The organism is Halococcus sediminicola (assembly GCF_000755245.1).
Taxonomy (GTDB): domain Archaea; phylum Halobacteriota; class Halobacteria; order Halobacteriales; family Halococcaceae; genus Halococcus; species Halococcus sediminicola.
The window spans coordinates 1-15,807 of the sequence record NZ_BBMP01000006.1; the positions used below are offsets into that span (position 1 = coordinate 1).

20 protein-coding genes are annotated in these 15,807 nt (G+C 59.6%); 7 read left to right on the forward strand and 13 right to left on the reverse strand.

Annotated elements, in window-relative coordinates; translation table 11 throughout:
* Positions 1-48: 48 nt before the first annotated feature.
* Positions 49-645 carry an AsnC family transcriptional regulator gene (locus ACP97_RS02895; protein WP_049996343.1) on the reverse strand — a complete coding sequence of 199 codons (597 nt, stop codon included), beginning with the start codon at positions 643-645 and terminating at the stop codon, positions 49-51.
* A 241-nt stretch (positions 646-886) separates the two neighbouring features.
* Here ACP97_RS02895 and ACP97_RS02900 point away from each other — a divergent pair, with 241 nt between their 5' ends.
* Positions 887-1,225 carry a cytoplasmic protein gene (locus ACP97_RS02900; RefSeq protein WP_049996344.1) on the forward strand — a complete coding sequence of 113 codons (339 nt, stop codon included), beginning with the start codon at positions 887-889 and terminating at the stop codon, positions 1,223-1,225.
* Positions 1,226-1,248: 23 nt separating this feature from the next.
* On the opposite strand, the gene ACP97_RS02905 is transcribed toward ACP97_RS02900, so the two are convergent.
* From ACP97_RS02905 to ACP97_RS02925, 5 genes are read right to left on the reverse strand one after another with little or no spacing between them, the layout of a single operon-like run.
* Positions 1,249-1,692: a hypothetical protein gene (locus tag ACP97_RS02905; protein WP_237561078.1), complete on the reverse strand. Its 444-nt coding sequence runs from the start codon at positions 1,690-1,692 to the stop codon at positions 1,249-1,251.
* A 54-nt stretch (positions 1,693-1,746) separates the two neighbouring features.
* Entirely contained in the window at positions 1,747-2,979 is a 1,233-nt protein-coding gene (locus ACP97_RS02910) for an ornithine cyclodeaminase (RefSeq protein ID WP_049996345.1), read from the reverse strand.
* A gap of 39 nt (positions 2,980-3,018) precedes the next feature.
* A complete protein-coding gene (locus ACP97_RS02915) occupies positions 3,019-3,399 on the reverse strand; it encodes a hypothetical protein (protein WP_049996346.1) in 381 nt (126 codons plus the stop codon).
* Positions 3,400-3,449: 50 nt separating this feature from the next.
* Entirely contained in the window at positions 3,450-4,052 is a 603-nt protein-coding gene (locus ACP97_RS02920) for a hypothetical protein (RefSeq protein ID WP_049996347.1), read from the reverse strand.
* A complete protein-coding gene (locus tag ACP97_RS02925; RefSeq protein WP_049996348.1) occupies positions 4,049-4,840 on the reverse strand; it encodes a DsbA family protein in 792 nt (263 codons plus the stop codon). The genes ACP97_RS02920 and ACP97_RS02925 overlap by 4 nt, the downstream gene beginning before the upstream one ends.
* Positions 4,841-4,983: 143 nt before the next feature.
* Here ACP97_RS02925 and ACP97_RS02930 point away from each other — a divergent pair, with 143 nt between their 5' ends.
* A complete protein-coding gene (locus tag ACP97_RS02930; RefSeq protein ID WP_049996349.1) occupies positions 4,984-5,682 on the forward strand; it encodes an SOS response-associated peptidase in 699 nt (232 codons plus the stop codon).
* A gap of 464 nt (positions 5,683-6,146) precedes the next feature.
* Here ACP97_RS02930 and ACP97_RS02935 read toward each other — a convergent pair whose 3' ends face one another.
* On the reverse strand, positions 6,147-6,662 hold the full coding sequence (locus ACP97_RS02935) for a gamma carbonic anhydrase family protein (protein WP_049996350.1): 516 nt from the start codon (positions 6,660-6,662) through the stop codon (positions 6,147-6,149).
* A gap of 91 nt (positions 6,663-6,753) precedes the next feature.
* Here ACP97_RS02935 and ACP97_RS02940 point away from each other — a divergent pair, with 91 nt between their 5' ends.
* A complete protein-coding gene (locus ACP97_RS02940) occupies positions 6,754-7,470 on the forward strand; it encodes a fumarylacetoacetate hydrolase family protein (protein ID WP_049996351.1) in 717 nt (238 codons plus the stop codon).
* 5 nt (positions 7,471-7,475) lie between these two features.
* Here ACP97_RS02940 and ACP97_RS02945 read toward each other — a convergent pair whose 3' ends face one another.
* Together ACP97_RS02945 and ACP97_RS02950 are read right to left on the reverse strand one after the other, a co-directional pair.
* Positions 7,476-8,036: a metal-dependent hydrolase gene (locus tag ACP97_RS02945; protein ID WP_049996352.1), complete on the reverse strand. Its 561-nt coding sequence runs from the start codon at positions 8,034-8,036 to the stop codon at positions 7,476-7,478.
* 60 nt (positions 8,037-8,096) lie between these two features.
* A complete protein-coding gene (locus ACP97_RS02950) occupies positions 8,097-8,489 on the reverse strand; it encodes a cupin domain-containing protein (RefSeq protein ID WP_237561079.1) in 393 nt (130 codons plus the stop codon).
* 75 nt (positions 8,490-8,564) lie between these two features.
* On the opposite strand from ACP97_RS02950, the gene ACP97_RS02955 reads away from it, so the two are divergent.
* From ACP97_RS02955 to ACP97_RS02970, 4 genes are all read left to right on the forward strand, one after another.
* Entirely contained in the window at positions 8,565-9,059 is a 495-nt protein-coding gene (locus ACP97_RS02955) for a hypothetical protein (RefSeq protein ID WP_049996353.1), read from the forward strand.
* 2 nt (positions 9,060-9,061) lie between these two features.
* A complete protein-coding gene (locus ACP97_RS02960; protein ID WP_049996354.1) occupies positions 9,062-10,084 on the forward strand; it encodes a tyrosine-type recombinase/integrase in 1,023 nt (340 codons plus the stop codon).
* A 148-nt stretch (positions 10,085-10,232) separates the two neighbouring features.
* Complete coding sequence (locus ACP97_RS02965; RefSeq protein WP_079977532.1) at positions 10,233-11,129, forward strand: DUF6610 family protein; 897 nt, start codon at positions 10,233-10,235, stop codon at positions 11,127-11,129.
* A gap of 50 nt (positions 11,130-11,179) precedes the next feature.
* A complete protein-coding gene (locus tag ACP97_RS02970; protein WP_049996356.1) occupies positions 11,180-11,794 on the forward strand; it encodes a poly-gamma-glutamate hydrolase family protein in 615 nt (204 codons plus the stop codon).
* 8 nt (positions 11,795-11,802) lie between these two features.
* Here ACP97_RS02970 and ACP97_RS02975 read toward each other — a convergent pair whose 3' ends face one another.
* Genes ACP97_RS02975 through ACP97_RS02990 form a run of 4 tightly spaced genes read right to left on the reverse strand, consistent with a single transcriptional unit; the run spans position 11,803 to position 15,806 of the window.
* Entirely contained in the window at positions 11,803-12,405 is a 603-nt protein-coding gene (locus tag ACP97_RS02975) for a transglutaminase-like domain-containing protein (RefSeq protein ID WP_049996357.1), read from the reverse strand.
* Between the two features lie 2 nt (positions 12,406-12,407).
* Positions 12,408-12,929, reverse strand: coding sequence for a hypothetical protein (locus tag ACP97_RS02980; RefSeq protein WP_049996358.1), 522 nt, complete (start codon positions 12,927-12,929; stop codon positions 12,408-12,410).
* On the reverse strand, positions 12,919-14,532 hold the full coding sequence (locus ACP97_RS02985) for a hypothetical protein (protein ID WP_049996359.1): 1,614 nt from the start codon (positions 14,530-14,532) through the stop codon (positions 12,919-12,921). The genes ACP97_RS02980 and ACP97_RS02985 overlap by 11 nt, the downstream gene beginning before the upstream one ends.
* Complete coding sequence (locus ACP97_RS02990; protein WP_049996360.1) at positions 14,532-15,806, reverse strand: hypothetical protein; 1,275 nt, start codon at positions 15,804-15,806, stop codon at positions 14,532-14,534. Before ACP97_RS02990 ends, ACP97_RS02985 begins: the two co-directional genes overlap by 1 nt.
* Position 15,807 lies beyond the last annotated feature (1 nt).

Consider the following 15,807-nt stretch of genomic DNA (forward strand, 5'->3'; position numbering starts at 1 on the left):
GGGTGGTTAGGCGGTTCGGTTGCACGAACCGCTCGTCCCCTACGGGGGCTATTCACTCGCGGCCTGCTGGAGGGCGTCGTACTGGTCTTTGATTTCCGAGGCACACGACGAACAGCAGACCTCGTAGGTACGGTCGCCGAGAGCGACGGATTCGTCGCTGCCCTCGACGGACTTCCCACAGACGACGCACTCGATGGCGAGGGTTTCCTCGTCGAGTCGCGGCTCCCACGTGCGGTCGCTGACCAGCCGCACGCGGTACTCCCTGACCCGTTCGTCGCCGAGCGTCTCCGAGAGCAGTTCCTCGACGTCGCGCTCGTTGGCGTGGGCGACGAACACGACTGCCGCATCGACCGTCCGGATGACGTGTTCGACGGCCGGCGCGTCGGTGAGATCCTCCACAACCGTTGCCTCGCTGCCCGGTTGGACCGCGAGGTCGACCAGCACCGTGGGACCCTCGACCAGCCGCGACCGGTCGACGTCGAGGGTGAACCGCTCGATGACGCCCACCTCGGTGAGGCGCTCGACGCGCTCGGAGACCGTCGGCGGTGATCGGCCGACTTCCTCCGCGATGTCGCGATACGAACGCCGTGCGTCGTCCATCAGCAGTTCCAGGATCCGATAGTCCACGTCGTCGATACCGGTCATAGTAGACGAAGGCGACAGCCCGTCAAACCCCTTTCCCCGTCGGTCGAAAGGCCACTCGAACCGTTCGTGATGTCATTCACACACCGATTTTCGATTTTCGAGCGCGCTGGGCCGGTCTTTTGATCTCGTTTCGTGGTTCCCCCCGGCGGTTCGTGTTTCGATAGCCGAGATCTGGGCGACTGCTGGTCGAAGGTCGTTACCCGGAACGGCAAAAAACGAGCCACCCATCGATATGAGTGCAATGGCAGTCCAACAGATCGGTCTGAGCGACGAGATGGAAGCGTGCGTGGATAGCTGTACCGAGGCCGCCCAGGTCTGTGAGTGGTGTGCCGACGAGTGTGCGGACCACGGCGAGGATATGGCCGAGTGCATTCGGCTCTGTCGGGACGTCGCCGACCTCGCGTCGCTGTGTGCACGCCTGTGTGTCCGTGATTCGGCGTTCAACTCGCAGATCGCCGAGGCTTGCGCCGACGCCTGCGAGGCGTGCGCCGAGGAGTGCGAACAGCACGACCACGACCACTGTCAGGCCTGCGCCGAAATCCTGCCTCAGTGTGCCGAGAGCTGCCGGGCGATGGCCTGAATCGGTCGAACGAGCCCTCTTTTTCAGAGCACAGCGGTTCCGTCGAGAACTCGCTGCATGGCTCGCTCGGCGAGCAGCGTCGTCGATCCGCTGCCGCAGGTACAGCCGCTGAGGAGCGTCACCGTTCCGGCGGCCGCCACGCCGAACGCCACGGCAACCGGGAGACTCCACCACCGGCCGGTCAGGCCGACGGCGACGCCCGCGAGACCGAGTACGACACTACCGACCGTGAGATACAGCCGCTCCATCCCGACGCCGAGATAGCCGATCACGAACAGTCGATCCGCGCCGGCCACAGCCAGCGCGATCGAGCCGAGCGCCGGTTCCAGCGCGACGACCGGCCCGTGCGTGCCGAGCCACACGAACAGCCCGCCGGCCGCGAGCGCACCGGCAGTCACCGCCAGCACGGCCACGCCGAACGCCGTTCCCGAGACCCGTCCGCCGAAGTGCGACCGGGCGGATGCCATACCGATCGAAACGGCTCGTCGGCCTTCTATCCGTCGGCCGCTGGCCGCCGGTAGTCACGCCTCGCACAGCTGTTCGGCGAGCATCGGCACGAACGTCCCGATGTCGGTGACCATGCCGACCGCCTGTGCGCTCCCGCGGTCGAGCAGTTGGGTCACGGTGGCGGGGTTGATGTCGACACAGACGACCCGCGTCGAGGAGGGCAGGCAGTTGCCGACCGCGACCGAGTGGAGGAGGGTGGAGAACATCAGCACCATGTCCGCCTCGTGGGCCTGCTCGCGGATGGCGTCCTGCGCCTCGACAGAGTCGGTGATGGTGTCGGGGAGGGGCCCGTCGTCGCGGATCGACCCCGCGAGCACGAACGGGCGGTCGTTGGACACGCACTCGTACATCACACCCGATTCCACGAGTCCCGCCTCGACCGATTCCTCGATGCCGCCGGCGCGGATGATCTCGCTGATGGTGTAGATGTGGTGTTTGTGGCCCTTGCGTGGGTGGTCGAGCGTCTCGGTGTTCATCCCGAGGGATGTGCCATACAGATCGCGTTCGAGGTCGTGGACCGCGAAGCCGTTGCCCGCCGACAGCATGTCGATGTACCCCTCTCGGACCAGTTCGGCGAGCGATTCGCGCGCGCCGGAGTGGACGAGCGCCGGGCCACAGACGGCGAGGACCGACCCGCCCTCGCGTTTGGTCTCGGCGATGGCGTCGGCGATCTTCGTGATGGTCGACTCGGATGGTCGCTCGGAGGAGACGCCGCCCTGCATGAAGCCGAACGCTCCCTCACGATTTCTGGGGCGTTCGGGCGGACGAACCCGAATCCCGGTCTCGCCGGTCACGACCAGTTCACCCTCCTCGATGGCGTTGAGTACCTTCGTGTACGCCCGTGGCTCGTCGTCTTCGCCTTCTTCAACCACCACGGCACAGTCCATCTCGATGCGCTCGACGGGCACCCACTCGCCGTCGTAGCGGATGTCGGTAGGGTGGTTCGTCGTCGAGTAGAACTCCGGTGGAACGACCTGGTCGTCGGGTGCGGGTTCGAGCGTCGCGTCCACAGGGTGGGAAGGGGTCGCGCCGTTCTGGTGGAGTTCGTGAACGATGGATCGGAGTTCGCCCTCGGTGTCGGCCAGGACGGTGAGGCGGGCGTACGATTCCTCGACCTCGCTCCGGCCGATCCGGAACTCCTCGACCTCGAAGGACCCCCCCAGATCCATGATGGCACCGAAACAGGCCTGCATCATCCCCGAGTCGATGATGTGCCCCGAGAGTTCGACCTCGCGCGAGACGGTCATACTCGGGGATGTCGTGGGGTGAATAAGTCCGTTGTGGGTTCAGGCGTCGGTGGAGGATTCGACGACCCAATCGTGGCCGCTTCGTTCGGCGAGACGGCGATAGAGCGCGCGCAAGCCCTTCGGAGTGGTCTCTGGCAAGACGTGGAACTCGATGTTCCCATTTCGAACAGACACCCGGAAGACGTCGCCGGTCTCGGTGTCGTGGACGAGATACAGCGCCATCGGCAGGTCGAACCAGTCGCCGTAGGTGTAGCTCTCGCCGTCGAGCACACTTCTGAGAAGTTCGTCCAGCGCGGGGTCACCGAGGTCGCTCGTGGGCGACAGCGAAAAGACGGTGGTTCCCTCGTATTCGAGGCCCGCATGGCGCGAGTAGCGCCGTTCCGGATGGTGAGGAATGGCGAACGAGGGCTCGTCCGTCATGGCTATGCCGAATACGGCGCTCCGATGTTTATACCTACGGGCGCTCTCGATCAGTCGAACTCGACCGGACAGCCGTTGATCTCGCCGCCGCGCATGCCGCGTGCGAGCCAGAACACCGACAGGACGAGCGCGACGAGCGCGAGCGCCGCGAATTCGAGTCCCTCGAACGGAAGGACGGTGAGCGAGGCCGTCACCCCAAAGAGCGAGAGCACGCCCGCGAGCACCGCCGAGCCACAGGCCGCACAGCCAGCGCCGACGGTACCCAGAAGGACGCCCGCGGCGCTCGTGGTTCCCTGTGCGGCCGACAGCGCGTGCTCGCGGAGGTGATAGACGACCATCGCGGCGTTGATTCCGATGAGCAGCGCAGTCACGACGAGCAGCACCCCCTGAAGCGCGCCGTAGTTCGTCCCGAGGAAGGGGTACTGTTCGGCGAGAATCACGAACCGACTACCGAGCGGGAGCGCATCCGAGAGGAGAAAGCCGGCGAGCGGGAGGTTCTGTGAGAGCACGAACAGGGTGAGACCGACGAGCGAGGCGACGAGCGCGAGGATCGTGTACAGCGGAATGGTGACGACCAGCCTCACCGTGCGGGCCATCAGTCGCCAGTCGCGGGCGCGCGTCGGCAGGCGAATCGAGCGCGAGCGGGTGCTCATTTTCCTCCCAGCGCCTGTGCGAACACCTGATAGCTCTGTGCGCCGCGGATCTCGGTCAGGAACTGTCCCTCGCGGAAGAGATAGAACGTCGGTGTGCTCACGACGCCAGCGGCGTCGCCGGCGTCGGCGTCGCGCTGGAAGGCCGTATCGAACTTCTTCGCCTCGGCGTCCGCGACGACCGCGGCGGCGTCCACTTCTGTCTCGGCTGCGAGGAACTGTCGGGTGCGGTCGAGGACGTTCTCGTCCGTGAACTCGTCCTGGGTGGCGAAGTAGTGGTGTTCGAGCGCCCAGAACGGTTGCTCGCCGCGGGTGAAGGTCGCTTCGAGCGCCTGCATCGCGGGCTTGCCCCATTCGAAGGCGTGTGGGAAGTTCCGATAGACGAAACTCGCCTTGCCGGGGTCGATGAGCTTCGATTCGAGTTCCGGGAACGTGTTCTCGTTGAAGCGTCGGCAGTTGTGACAGGAGGGGTCCTCGAAGGCGATGATCGTCGCGCCGGCCGTTCCGGGTTGCGGGCCGCGAAACGGCTGGCCGGCGAGGGCCGTGGCTGCGGGATGGTCGAGGTTCGAAACAGCCGTCCCCGTGGCCGCCCGTGACTCGCTCGATTCGTTTCGAGTGGTCGAATCGGCATCGGTCGTCGAACCTTGTCGGTTCGATCCGCCCGCATCACCCGTTTCGCTGGCCGCTCCATCCGAGTTGCCGGCCGAACCCGAGCTTCCGCTTCCGAGACAGCCGGCGAACGCACCGGCCGCCACGGCGCTTGCGAGAAAGGCCCGTCGTCGTAGTTTCATGTGCCTACCCAAGGTCTCAGCGGGCATAGCCATCGCCCGAACATGCACGGTCCGCGCACGAGCGTCGGCCGTCCTGGGACGTGAATGGGATGGTGGATTGGAACGGCCGACGGCGTTATTCCGATCGCACCCTTCTTCGGGCCATGTGTGGACGATACACCCTCTTCACGCCGCCGGCCGAGATCGAGGAGCGCTTCGGCGCGACCTTCGAGCAATCGCCGAAGCCGCGATACAACGCCGCACCCCGACAGTCCCTTCCCGTCATCACGAACGACGCACCCGAGACCATCGACGCGTTCGAATGGGGTCTGATTCCCGGCTGGGCCGACAGCGCGAGCGGGAATCGTCCCATCAACGCCCGTGCCGAGACCGTCGCCGAGAAGCGCAGTTTCCGCGACGCCTACGAGAACCGGCGCTGTCTCGTGCTCGCCGACGGGTTCTACGAGTGGACCAGTACGAACGACGGAAAGCAGCCCTATCGCGTGACGCTCGACAGTCGGGAGCCGTTCGCGCTGGCCGGCCTGTGGGAGCGCTGGCAGCCACCCGAAAAACAAACCGGACTGACGGAGTTCGGCGATGGCGAACCCGACCGCGAGGCGGAGGTCGTCGAGACGTTCACCATCATCACGACCGAGCCGAATCGGGTGGTGGGTGAACTCCACGACAGGATGGCGGTCGTTCTCTCCGCCGAGGACGAACGGCGCTGGCTCGCGGATGGCGGTGCGGACCTGCTCCAGCCGTACCCCGACAACGAGATGACGGCCTACCCGGTCTCGACGGCGGTGAACAACCCCTCGAACGACTCGCCGGAACTCGTCGAGGAGGTCGATGCGGCTGTTTGAGGTCGATTTGCAGGCGATTTGGAGAGCGGCTCAAGCGACGACCAGCCACGACTGCGGTAGCGGTGCGGTCCTCGGTGTCTCAGCGAACAGAGTCGTTCGAAACGGCGAAGCCGTTTCGTGATGACGAAAGACGCTTTGCGTCTTTCGAACCATGAGCCGAGGCTCAGGAGAGCGACGCTCTCCTGGTGGATGAAGGGCGAGCGCGACCACCGGAGCACGCTTCGCGCGCTCCGAGCACCCGTTCACCTGTGGTTCACGGGAACGCCGGGAGCGCGAGGGCTTCGACGGTGCTGTGCAATCGCGGGATGGTGCTGGGTGGTTTGCGGAGAGCGGCAGCATCCGCGCGAACGGATTGAGCGCGGTTCGCCGTGAACGAGCGCCGCAGGCGCGAGTGAGCGGGAGTTTTTAGCGTAGCTTTTTGCAAGCGGGGGGTCGCCGCAGGCGACCCTCCGCAGTAAAAGGTCCTATTTGAAGAGGTCCTCGTGGCGCTCGGCGAGATCGGTGTAGGCTCCCGAGGAGTGGGCCTCAAAGATCGCCTCGGGGTCGAGCGTCGTCTCGGAAAGCGGCGTGACGGTTGCGGGGACGCCGCGGACGAACGATTCCGGTGGAATGTCGTAGCCTTCCGGGACGGTCGTACCGCTCGCGACGACGCTGCCGGCCCCCACAGTGACGTCGGAGTTGACCGTCGCGTTGAAGCCCACGAGCGCGCCGTCGCCGACGGTGGCGTCGTTGAGTACCGCGCCGTGACCGATCATCACCCGCTCGCCGACCTCCGAGGCGTGGAGGACGGCGTTGTCGCCGACGTGCGAGTGGGCACCGATCGAGACTGGGGCGACATCTCCACGAAGCACGACGCCCGGCCAGACGCTGGCGTGCGCCTCGACGGTGACGCTTCCGACGAGCGTCGCGCCGTGACTCACCGAGGCGTCGGCATCGACGTCCGGTGTCGTTCCCTCGAAGGCGTACTGGTTGCCCGCCATACAGGATGCACGCAGTCCTCGGATATACATCTATGGGGGCTGCTGACGGGACAACGCAAGCGATATGCCCGCCCCGCCGGGCGAGTGAGCCATGCAACTGGCGCGCATTCGTACGCCCGACGGCATCGTCACCGGCGAACACAGAGATGGCATCGTCCATACCGACCACGGGACACATCGACTCGCCGACGGCGATATCGAACTGCTCGCACCGTGTGCGCCGTCGGCGTGCTACTGTGTGGGCCGCAACTTCGCGGCGACGCTCGAACAGATGGACTACGAGCGCCCCGAGCGCCCGGATTTCTTTATCAAGCCACCCGTCTCGGTGCTGCCGCCCGGCCGCGAGATCAGGTATCCGAGTTTCACCGAGGAGTTCACCTACGCGGGCGAACTCGCGGCCGTCATCGACGACTCCTGTACCGACCTCGCACCCGAGGAAGTGTCCGATGCCGTACGCGGCTACACGATACTGAACGACCTCGACGCGCTCGATCAGGACGGTCGCACGGCCAGAAAGGCCTTCGACGGCTCCGCACCGCTCGGTCCGTGGCTAGAGACCGACCTCGACCCCCGCGGCATCGACATGAAAACCGAAATCAACGGCGAGGTCCGTCAGGAAGCGAACACCGACCGGATGCTGTTCGGTCCGCACGACGTGATCTCGTTTCTCTCCGAACGGTTCACGTTCCAGCCCGGCGACGTGATTTCGTTTGGGAGTCCGGCCAACCCAGGACTCATCGAGCCGGGCGACGACATCGAGATCACCTACGAAGGTGTCGGCACGCTCAGGAACTCCGTGGTCGACTGAGTGGGTCAGTCCGGCTTGCCGATGCGATAGCGCGTCTCGATCGGATAGCGCTCGTGGCGATAGAGGAGGACGTGAACCGCGAGCGCCACGGTCAGCAGGCCGAAGTTCCAGAGCGGCGAGTCGTAGTAGATGACGTCGATGATGATCGGTTGGTCGTAGAGCGGCCAGAGCGGCGACAGCGGCGCGGCGATGTCGGGCGCGGAGAGGAGGTCGGCGAAGATATGACTGAGGCCGCCGGTGAGGAAGCCAGCGGTGGCGAAGACGAACACCGTCTCTGCGGTGATGGTCTCGCTGTGTATCCAACGATTGGCGTTGAACCGCTCGGTGAGCACGCGGGCGGCAATGGCTCCGGCGAGAACGCTCACGACCGCGACGAACAGGATCGTGTGGGTGATGCCGTGGTGCTCTACCGGGAGGATGGTCTTGAGCACGAGGTCGGTATCGGGTAACATCGCCGTCACAAGCGAGAAGCCGGCGAAGGCGAGCGCGCCGCGGCGGCCCCAGAGCATCCACGCGGGCGCGGCGAACAACAATGCCATCGCCAGATGCCCGCTCACGTCGACCATTTCGAAATCGGTCGACGCGCTCGGGCATACGTCTTTGGCTTTCAGAGGTCGGGCGAGCGCTCAGAGACGCTCGACGTCGGCGGTGCGCTCGCTGTCGACGTTGCCGGTGTTTTCCGTCCCGGCGGGTTCGAACAGTAGCACTTCGGTCTCGCCGTCGGCGACGGGTCTGTGCTCGACGCCGCGCGGAACGACGACGAACTCGCCCGGGTCGAGGGCGACGGTTTCCTCGTCGAGTTCGATGTCGAGGTGCCCGTTGAGCACCAAAAACAGCTCGTCGGCGTCGTCGTGACGGTGCCGGACGAACTCTCCCTCCAGTTTGGCGAGTTTGACGTGCTGACCGTTCAACTCACCGACGAGCTTCGGCGACCACTGCTCGTCGAACTGGGCGAACGCTTCGGCAAGACTGACTTTCCCGTGGTTCATCGTGGAAGCGTGTTTGGCCTCGGTACTCATACAAGGCCGGGTCAGTACTAGATATAAAAACGCTGATAGCTATACAATAGTTATGAGCGTAGGAGGTACAGGCAAATGACCGATAGCGGCAGGTACGCCACACTGCCAGAGGATACAGCGGTAGTCAAACTATACCCACCAGAGAAAACCGCGCAGGAATGGATGGATGAGGCCGATTACAACGGCTCAAGTCGCTCACGCTACCTTCAGAATCTGATACTGGAGGCACGCGCATACCGCTCTGAAGGACTACTCAAAGACGAAGGCGACCAACAACGAATACAGGAACTCGAAGAAAAAGTCGAACAGCTGGAACGACGACTAGAAGAGAAACAATCTGAGTCAGCCGGTGCGATCAGCTTCGATCCAGCAACGCTGAAACAGGACGTTCTCACCGACAACTACCAGAGCCTCGAAGACATCCTACGCAAGATCGTTGAGAGCGGCGTACTGGACGAACTACTGCGCCAACCCGTCGAGAACCAACTGTACTTCCTTGCCGCACAGGACGAAGTACAGTACGAGCGTGGCTGGGGCTGGAAGCTCGCCGAACAGGGAGGTGAGCAGTAACGATGCCGGAGACGAAATACGAGGTGTTGCTGGATGCCGATAGATGGGAGGACAGGGTGTTCAAGAACAAGCACGACTGCATCAACGACTGGCTTCGAAACAAGGACTCAACCAACAAATCAGCCTCACGCCGCACCCTGAACTCATACAGTCGGACATCGGTCAAGTTCTTCCACGAGTTCTCTCCCGACGTGCATCCAGCGGATGTGACCGTAGGTGATGTCGAGGAGTACGTCTTGGATCTGAATGACCGGGACTCAGCTCAGAATACGAAACGCCGGTACGTTGAGTCATTATCAGCGTTCTATACGTGGGCGATGAAGCGGCCTCGGTTCGAAGAGATCACCGGGAACCCGGCAGCCGTCGTTTTGGAAGAGCTGCCGAAAAAGAAGATGCCACGTCCGAACACTGCGACATGGGAGAACGGGAAGCGTATCATCCAGAAAATCCCTGATCCACGTGACAAGGCCGCTGCTGTATTGATGGCGAAGACAGGTGCGCGTGTGCAGGAAGTTCTCGACTTGACTGAGGAGGACCTGCTGCTGGAAGGTGGATACATCCGGTTCAGAGATCGGAAAGGCGGGACGACCACCGTGAATCCGGTTGATGATGAGACCGTGCAGGCGCTTCGACGGGTGATGGCTGTGAGCAGTGATGACTCGGAGTACCTGTTTACCTCACTCCGCGGTGGACGTGTCGATAGAGAGCGTATCCGTCGGCAGGTACGGCGGGCAGCCGTGCGCGCAGATGTGATGGACGACATAGACGAGCGGCGCTGGCATCACAAGTTCACACCGCACTACTACCGGACGATCTTCACGAGTCTGATGCGGAACAACGGGATGCCGGATCACTTCACCCGGTATCTGCGTGGTGACGGCGACAAGGAGACGATGGACCTGTACACGAAGATTCCGCAGGAACAGGTGCGGGACGAGTACCTTCAGCACATCAAAACCCTGGACCTGTACGGAAATGCAGGAGGTGAGAATCAGGTATTGGCGAGCATGAAATCAACGAAATGACAGATAGAAGCGGTGAATTGCTGGGAGCTACTGTTCTTTTGCGTCCGGAAGAAGTCGAGGAGCTGCGTTCTAAAGGTGAAATTACCATTGAGATCCACGGATAGATTTAAAATTTGATGTTTTATCTGATTTTCAAGGTGGCTCCTGAATCGGTCTCAAAGATACACAGCAACTCTCCTACGTCGGCTACACTGGCCGACACCCCTATACAACGGACGCATTCAGCCACGGATTTCTACCGGGATACAGGGAAGATGGCGGATATCAGCTTGATGGCCTACCCAATGTAGATCTGCCTGTCGGTTTTCTCGATAATGACTTCCATGACCCGGACATGGACAGGTATCTCGATGCTTTCACTCGGATCGAACCGTCTGTAGCAGCCGTTGGAGACGCCTACACAGAAGAGCAGGCAAAAGATATGGACGAAGCAGTAGGCCAACTCCGAGACGACTATCCGCATAACACGTTCGTGGTCGTGCCAAAGTGTGAGGAAGCGTTTGAGATTCTTGATAACGATATTGTGCTCGGCTATGCGAATGGTTACAGCGACATCCAGGCCGAAGACCTAGGATTAGAGAAGTACAGAGGACGCGAAGTCCATATTCTCGGAAGCAGCCCCACGCAGCAGTACAAGGCTATTCAGCAGCTTACGCAACCGAACCTACGGGATGATCCACCAGCGAACATCAAGGGTGTCGATTGGAATGGAGCGCACAAGGGAGCGTACTTCGGCGAATACTGGTCAAGAAACGGATGGCAGCCAGCAGATCACCTCAGCATCAGGGAGACAGTCGAGGAATCGCTGAAAGAGGTCAAAGCATACTGGCAGGACAAAGGACTGTGGCCGGAAACAGAGCCCAAAGATATCTACGGCGGACCATACACCGAGCCTGATGACCCAGTGTTTGCAGCTTCAGGCCGAGACATCGACTCCAAAGAAAAACTTGAGACATCCCATATCGGAGAATACGACGGCAATACGTATGCATTCGAGTCGGCAACAGCAAAGCGATTCGTTGAGCACCGCGAAGGACTATTTTGAAAGCGGAGAAAGCTCATTACGGAGTAGTCATTACATAGACTAGACCGTCGATGCACGGGGACGTCAAACAAAAAACCTACTCGAAGGGTCAAGCTCGCGCAGAAGAGATAGTCGGATACCATCCTACCAGCAGTGGACACGCTGAAAAGATATTGATCCTGGCACCACACGCCGGTTCAATCGAACACAACACAGGAAAGCAGGCAGAACACCTACATGACGAGGTTGCCTTCCGCGGCGTTACAACATGGATATTCAGAGCTGACCCGGACAACCCAGATGCAGGAAACGAGTTCGGCGTACCGACAAAGGAAATCACAGGCGAGATGCCGCAGTTCGATCTTCTGGAGAAATACGTCGAACATCGGAGCTTCTACCACGGTATCAGTTTCCACGGATGGTCTGAAGACTATATCCTGATAGGTGGACAGTATAGCAAGGAATGGAAAACTCCCATCGCGGAGGATCTACGCGCTGTTCTACCTGGAAACATCAATGTAGAAATAGCAACCGAACCCGGGTACCACACAGCAATGAGTGATGAAAACATTCTGAACCGGCTAACCGATAACTCACTCCAGATAACACAGCCCTACAACGCCAGAGAGCGTTACTGGAAAGATATAATCGGGGTTATTGGGATGCACTACACCGAGGATGAATGATATGGCAGTCAGACTAATTCGTGTTTCTCTTTGAGTTCGTAGAAATCCCAGGAACCTTCGGATGGCTCGATCACGTAGCCCAGCCTCTCCAGGTGGGATAGATCGCCTATGTATTTGGTTCCGCTATCAGCGATCAACCACGTGTATTCCCCTTCTGGATGCTGCTCGAAACCAACAGTATCTTTGAATGAGCCGGTGCATGATGACTCCTTGTAGAAATTCCAGACGGTCTCACAGACATCTTGTGGATGGTACGGAATCTTTATCTCAAGAACTCGGTGCTTGTTACCCTGATCACTTTCCAGCACAACAGTACGGATACGGAACCCGCCGATAGTGCTAAGCAGAGATGCGGTTAGAAGCGATTTCTCTTGGCAGTTCCCAGCTTTTACGCGCCACGTTTCCAGTGGAGACCGCATTTCTCTGGACGGAGAGCTTTTGAACCGTGGCTCGTAGTCCACCTTTTTGTTCACTTCGTAGTGGATTGCAGCTGCATGTTCAACTGGACTGTATGGGTTGACTCCGTACTGGCTCGTGATCTTAGACGCGAGTTCGGTGAGATCGCTGTTGAGGTATCCTTGCCAGCGTTGTGTGGATTGCGTTACAGACATTTTCAGATCACCTTGTACGCCTCTGTGTCCTGCCCGCCACGGACTACAGCCTCCTTCTCTATCTTTCCATTATGTTCCAGAGTGCCTAGAATCTTACGTGTCTTCTGGGTTCCGAAGGGTCCCTCTCTGTGACATTTGCTGTATGTCGGGGTCTGATCTTGCTCACGGATGTAGTTGCTAATGAATTCGAGCAGTGTTTCCTCTTCCTCGTTCAGATCCGTTTCGGAGCCGGTCTCATCATCGCCTGCATCATCCTCTGTTTCTGCTGTGGTTTCGGAGTGTTCACTGTTCTGCCTGTCAGAGATCCGATTGAGATCGGGTAATTCGGTGCTGTACTTCGCATCAAGCTCCTCGATCTGTTTGGGGTCGGGCTTTACTGCGAGTGTTAGCGGTTCTCGGACATCCACGTATGTCTTCGGAAAATCACGGCTGGCGAAGATCGCCTGCCCGGTCCCCAATCCTGTGATTTCATCTCTATCGAGAAAGCTGAATTTGTCGGCGTAGCTGGTGTACTCACCCTGCATGAACACGGTCGACGTGTTCTCTCGGATGTGCTTCTGGCTGTGGCTGAAATCGGTCGGTGACTGTGAGACGAGGACGACGTGTCCCGTGTTTCCGTGATTCACGGATGATATCCTGGATGGCTTCGGCAGCCGCCCCACTGTCGAAGTTGTGCGCCTCTTCAAGAAAGATGAACAGCGGTCTCTCAAGGTCGTCCATCTCGTAGAGCGCGGAGAATACCCGGTCAACGAACTCTTGTTTCTCGGAGTCTGGCAGGTCTTTCAGCGTGACGACGTTGAGTCCGGTGAACAGATCGTTGACGTCGCCGGGCGCTTCCAGCAGTTTGTCGTTGCCTACCCAGTACTGTTCGGCAGTGATTCCCTGTCCATCGTCATGGTCGGGATTTGCGAAGGAGACTCCGATGCTCTCCGTGTCACTTGGGGTGATCGAGAGCACGTCATACCCGAGGGAGGCAACGTTCTCAAGCAGCACTCGTTTGAGGAATGACTTCCCTGAACCCGACTTCCCCGCGATGTACAGGTGCGCCATGCCGTTCGCTGGGTCAGCAGGATCGAACCCGACTGCTTGCTGTGTGCCGACGACATTGCCAACATATGGGCCGTCGTTCGGTGCATTCGCTCCGGAGGCGACTTTTCCGACCTCAAGCTGCTGAAGCACCGAATTAACTGCCTGTGCCGGTGTTGCGTTCGAGTATTCGAAGACTCCGGCTTCAGTTTCGAGATCGTAGGCAGCGTAGGATTCGTACTGCTGTATGGACTGTTCGCTGAGTTCGGACAATGCGGCTTTGTAATCCGGATGCTTTTCCTGGAGCGCTTCCAGATTATCCGGATTCAACAAACTCGTGTGTTCGAGCCGATTGAACACTCTCGGCTCTTCCATCTCCTCAAACGCCAACTGGAAATCATCATTCCGATCAAAGATCTGGCCAACACTGTGATAGAACTTCGTCTTAATCCGATCCTGCTGCGCCTCCAAGACATGCTCAACCTCGTCAGGACTAACGATGGAAGCCTCCGTAGAAACCGTGAACAGGTAGGCGAGCGCAGCACCGTAATTTTCCCATTCCTCCAACTCAGTGCGCTTCCGATACAGATGCTCCGTCAACGACTCTATCTCCTGATTCACCGCATCCAACTCGGTCGACAGCTGTTCATCACGGCCGGCCAACTGCTCCTGTAAATGCCCCGAGTTAGCCGTCACAGACTGTTCGATCTGCCTCAACTTCTTCCGAGTGGACTCCAACTGCTCAACCAACTGCTCACGCCGAGCAACCAGTTCAGACGCCTCCTCACCCAACAACTCAGCGTCATCAGTAATCCCGGTAATCGACCCATTCACCGACCGCGTGTAATCCGCCGAAATACGGAAGCTCGAAAACGACTCCTGCAGATACGTATTCAACTCAGCCAGCTTCGTATGCCAGCTCTCCCGGCCATCCGGGTCCTGCTTTAGCAGCCTGTAGGTCTTCGACATCCGTACCAGGAACCGGTCATCTCCTGACTCCGGCTCCAAAGTCGTGACTTCAACCGTTGCCTGCAACTCATCATCCCAGAAAAACACTGTCTCCGGCTTCACAGCCGTCACACCCACAGGCCGTAGCGACATCAGTTCTTCACCTCGATTATCGGAATGTCCTGCATCTCATCCGACATCTGGGCCAAATCATTCCACGACGGCCCCGAGCTACTTCCACCACCAGAAGGTCCACCACCGTTACCACCTGGAGGCTTCTTCGACTTCACACCGTTCTTCGCCTTCCACTCACGGAGCTTCTGCCGCCGCTTCTTTACCCACGCCTCAACTTCTTGCTTCTCCTTCTTGACTTGAACCTTCTGCTGTTCAATATCGCGCTTCGCGTACTTGTCATCACGCTCCGTCTCGTGTTTACGCTCATCCAGATCCTGCTCCCGGTGATCCATCTCAACATCGTGCTCAAACTCGTCACGATCTAGCTGATGCTCCTTCCGGAACTTCTCCTTCTCGAACCTGTGCTCCTTCTCGAACTTGTCCTCCTTGTGCGTCTGCTCACGGTCAAACTTCTTCTCAGTGAACTCCTGCTCACGTTGCTTCAACGCCTGCTCCGCAACCTCGATTTCCTTTTGCTTCTGTGTCTCCCACTCATCCAGCGCCTGCTCACGTCGCTCAATCTCTTCATCCAACGCCAGCCGTTTGTGCTTGCGTTGCTCCTCAAGGAACGTCTGCGCTTTATCCAGCTCGTGCTTATCTCGCTCCAGTTCCCGCTGTCGCTGCCGATCCATGTGCTTTGATTTCGCCTCGAACGCAGCGATCTCCTGCTTCTTTCGCTCGATTTCCTGCTCAAGACGCAATCCCTGAACAGTCTCCATCATCTCACGCTCGCTCTCACGCAGGTCTTTCTTCTCTTTGAGCAGCATTTCGCGCCACTGTAGATTCCACTCAGCCTCTTTCTCACGTTCGACATCCCGTCGATGCTTGTCGCACAGCACTTCGCCCATTATCCCGTACCCATCCTTGTGGTGTCGGCACAGCTTTTGATCGCAACTAAAACAATCATCACCACAGTTCGGACACGTCGGAGCCTCACAGACCACGCAGTTCCCGGTCAACGTGATCGAATCCTCTTCCTGCGTCGGGATGTAGGAACAGCTGGGGCACTCCGGACGCTTCTGCACATTCAGAACAATCTGCCGGTCATCCAAGATAACCTCTTCTCTGACCTCGCCGACCGGTTCATGTCTGTGAGCGATTACCGGCTTCACAATAGTTGCCTCAGTAAACCGCATACCGTCCTCGGAAACATCCTCGAATCCGACATCGACATTCTGCTGGCTAAGATCAACGTCGACACCTAATTCATCAAGTTTTCCCTCGATCTCTTCCGGCGGAATGTGTTCTGTCATT

Coding starts and splice junctions, on each gene's coding strand:
- ACP97_RS02895 (WP_049996343.1), bottom strand. CDS start 645: ATGACCGGTATCGACGACGTGGACTATCGGATCCTGGAACTGCTGATG.
- ACP97_RS02900 (WP_049996344.1), top strand. CDS start 887: ATGGCAGTCCAACAGATCGGTCTGAGCGACGAGATGGAAGCGTGCGTG.
- ACP97_RS02905 (WP_237561078.1), bottom strand. CDS start 1,692: ATGGCATCCGCCCGGTCGCACTTCGGCGGACGGGTCTCGGGAACGGCG.
- ACP97_RS02910 (WP_049996345.1), bottom strand. CDS start 2,979: ATGACCGTCTCGCGCGAGGTCGAACTCTCGGGGCACATCATCGACTCG.
- ACP97_RS02915 (WP_049996346.1), bottom strand. CDS start 3,399: ATGACGGACGAGCCCTCGTTCGCCATTCCTCACCATCCGGAACGGCGC.
- ACP97_RS02920 (WP_049996347.1), bottom strand. CDS start 4,052: ATGAGCACCCGCTCGCGCTCGATTCGCCTGCCGACGCGCGCCCGCGAC.
- ACP97_RS02925 (WP_049996348.1), bottom strand. CDS start 4,840: ATGAAACTACGACGACGGGCCTTTCTCGCAAGCGCCGTGGCGGCCGGT.
- ACP97_RS02930 (WP_049996349.1), top strand. CDS start 4,984: ATGTGTGGACGATACACCCTCTTCACGCCGCCGGCCGAGATCGAGGAG.
- ACP97_RS02935 (WP_049996350.1), bottom strand. CDS start 6,662: ATGGCGGGCAACCAGTACGCCTTCGAGGGAACGACACCGGACGTCGAT.
- ACP97_RS02940 (WP_049996351.1), top strand. CDS start 6,754: ATGCAACTGGCGCGCATTCGTACGCCCGACGGCATCGTCACCGGCGAA.
- ACP97_RS02945 (WP_049996352.1), bottom strand. CDS start 8,036: ATGGTCGACGTGAGCGGGCATCTGGCGATGGCATTGTTGTTCGCCGCG.
- ACP97_RS02950 (WP_237561079.1), bottom strand. CDS start 8,489: ATGAGTACCGAGGCCAAACACGCTTCCACGATGAACCACGGGAAAGTC.
- ACP97_RS02955 (WP_049996353.1), top strand. CDS start 8,565: ATGACCGATAGCGGCAGGTACGCCACACTGCCAGAGGATACAGCGGTA.
- ACP97_RS02960 (WP_049996354.1), top strand. CDS start 9,062: ATGCCGGAGACGAAATACGAGGTGTTGCTGGATGCCGATAGATGGGAG.
- ACP97_RS02970 (WP_049996356.1), top strand. CDS start 11,180: ATGCACGGGGACGTCAAACAAAAAACCTACTCGAAGGGTCAAGCTCGC.
- ACP97_RS02975 (WP_049996357.1), bottom strand. CDS start 12,405: ATGTCTGTAACGCAATCCACACAACGCTGGCAAGGATACCTCAACAGC.
- ACP97_RS02980 (WP_049996358.1), bottom strand. CDS start 12,929: ATGCAGGGTGAGTACACCAGCTACGCCGACAAATTCAGCTTTCTCGAT.
- ACP97_RS02985 (WP_049996359.1), bottom strand. CDS start 14,532: ATGTCGCTACGGCCTGTGGGTGTGACGGCTGTGAAGCCGGAGACAGTG.
- ACP97_RS02990 (WP_049996360.1), bottom strand. CDS start 15,806: ATGACAGAACACATTCCGCCGGAAGAGATCGAGGGAAAACTTGATGAA.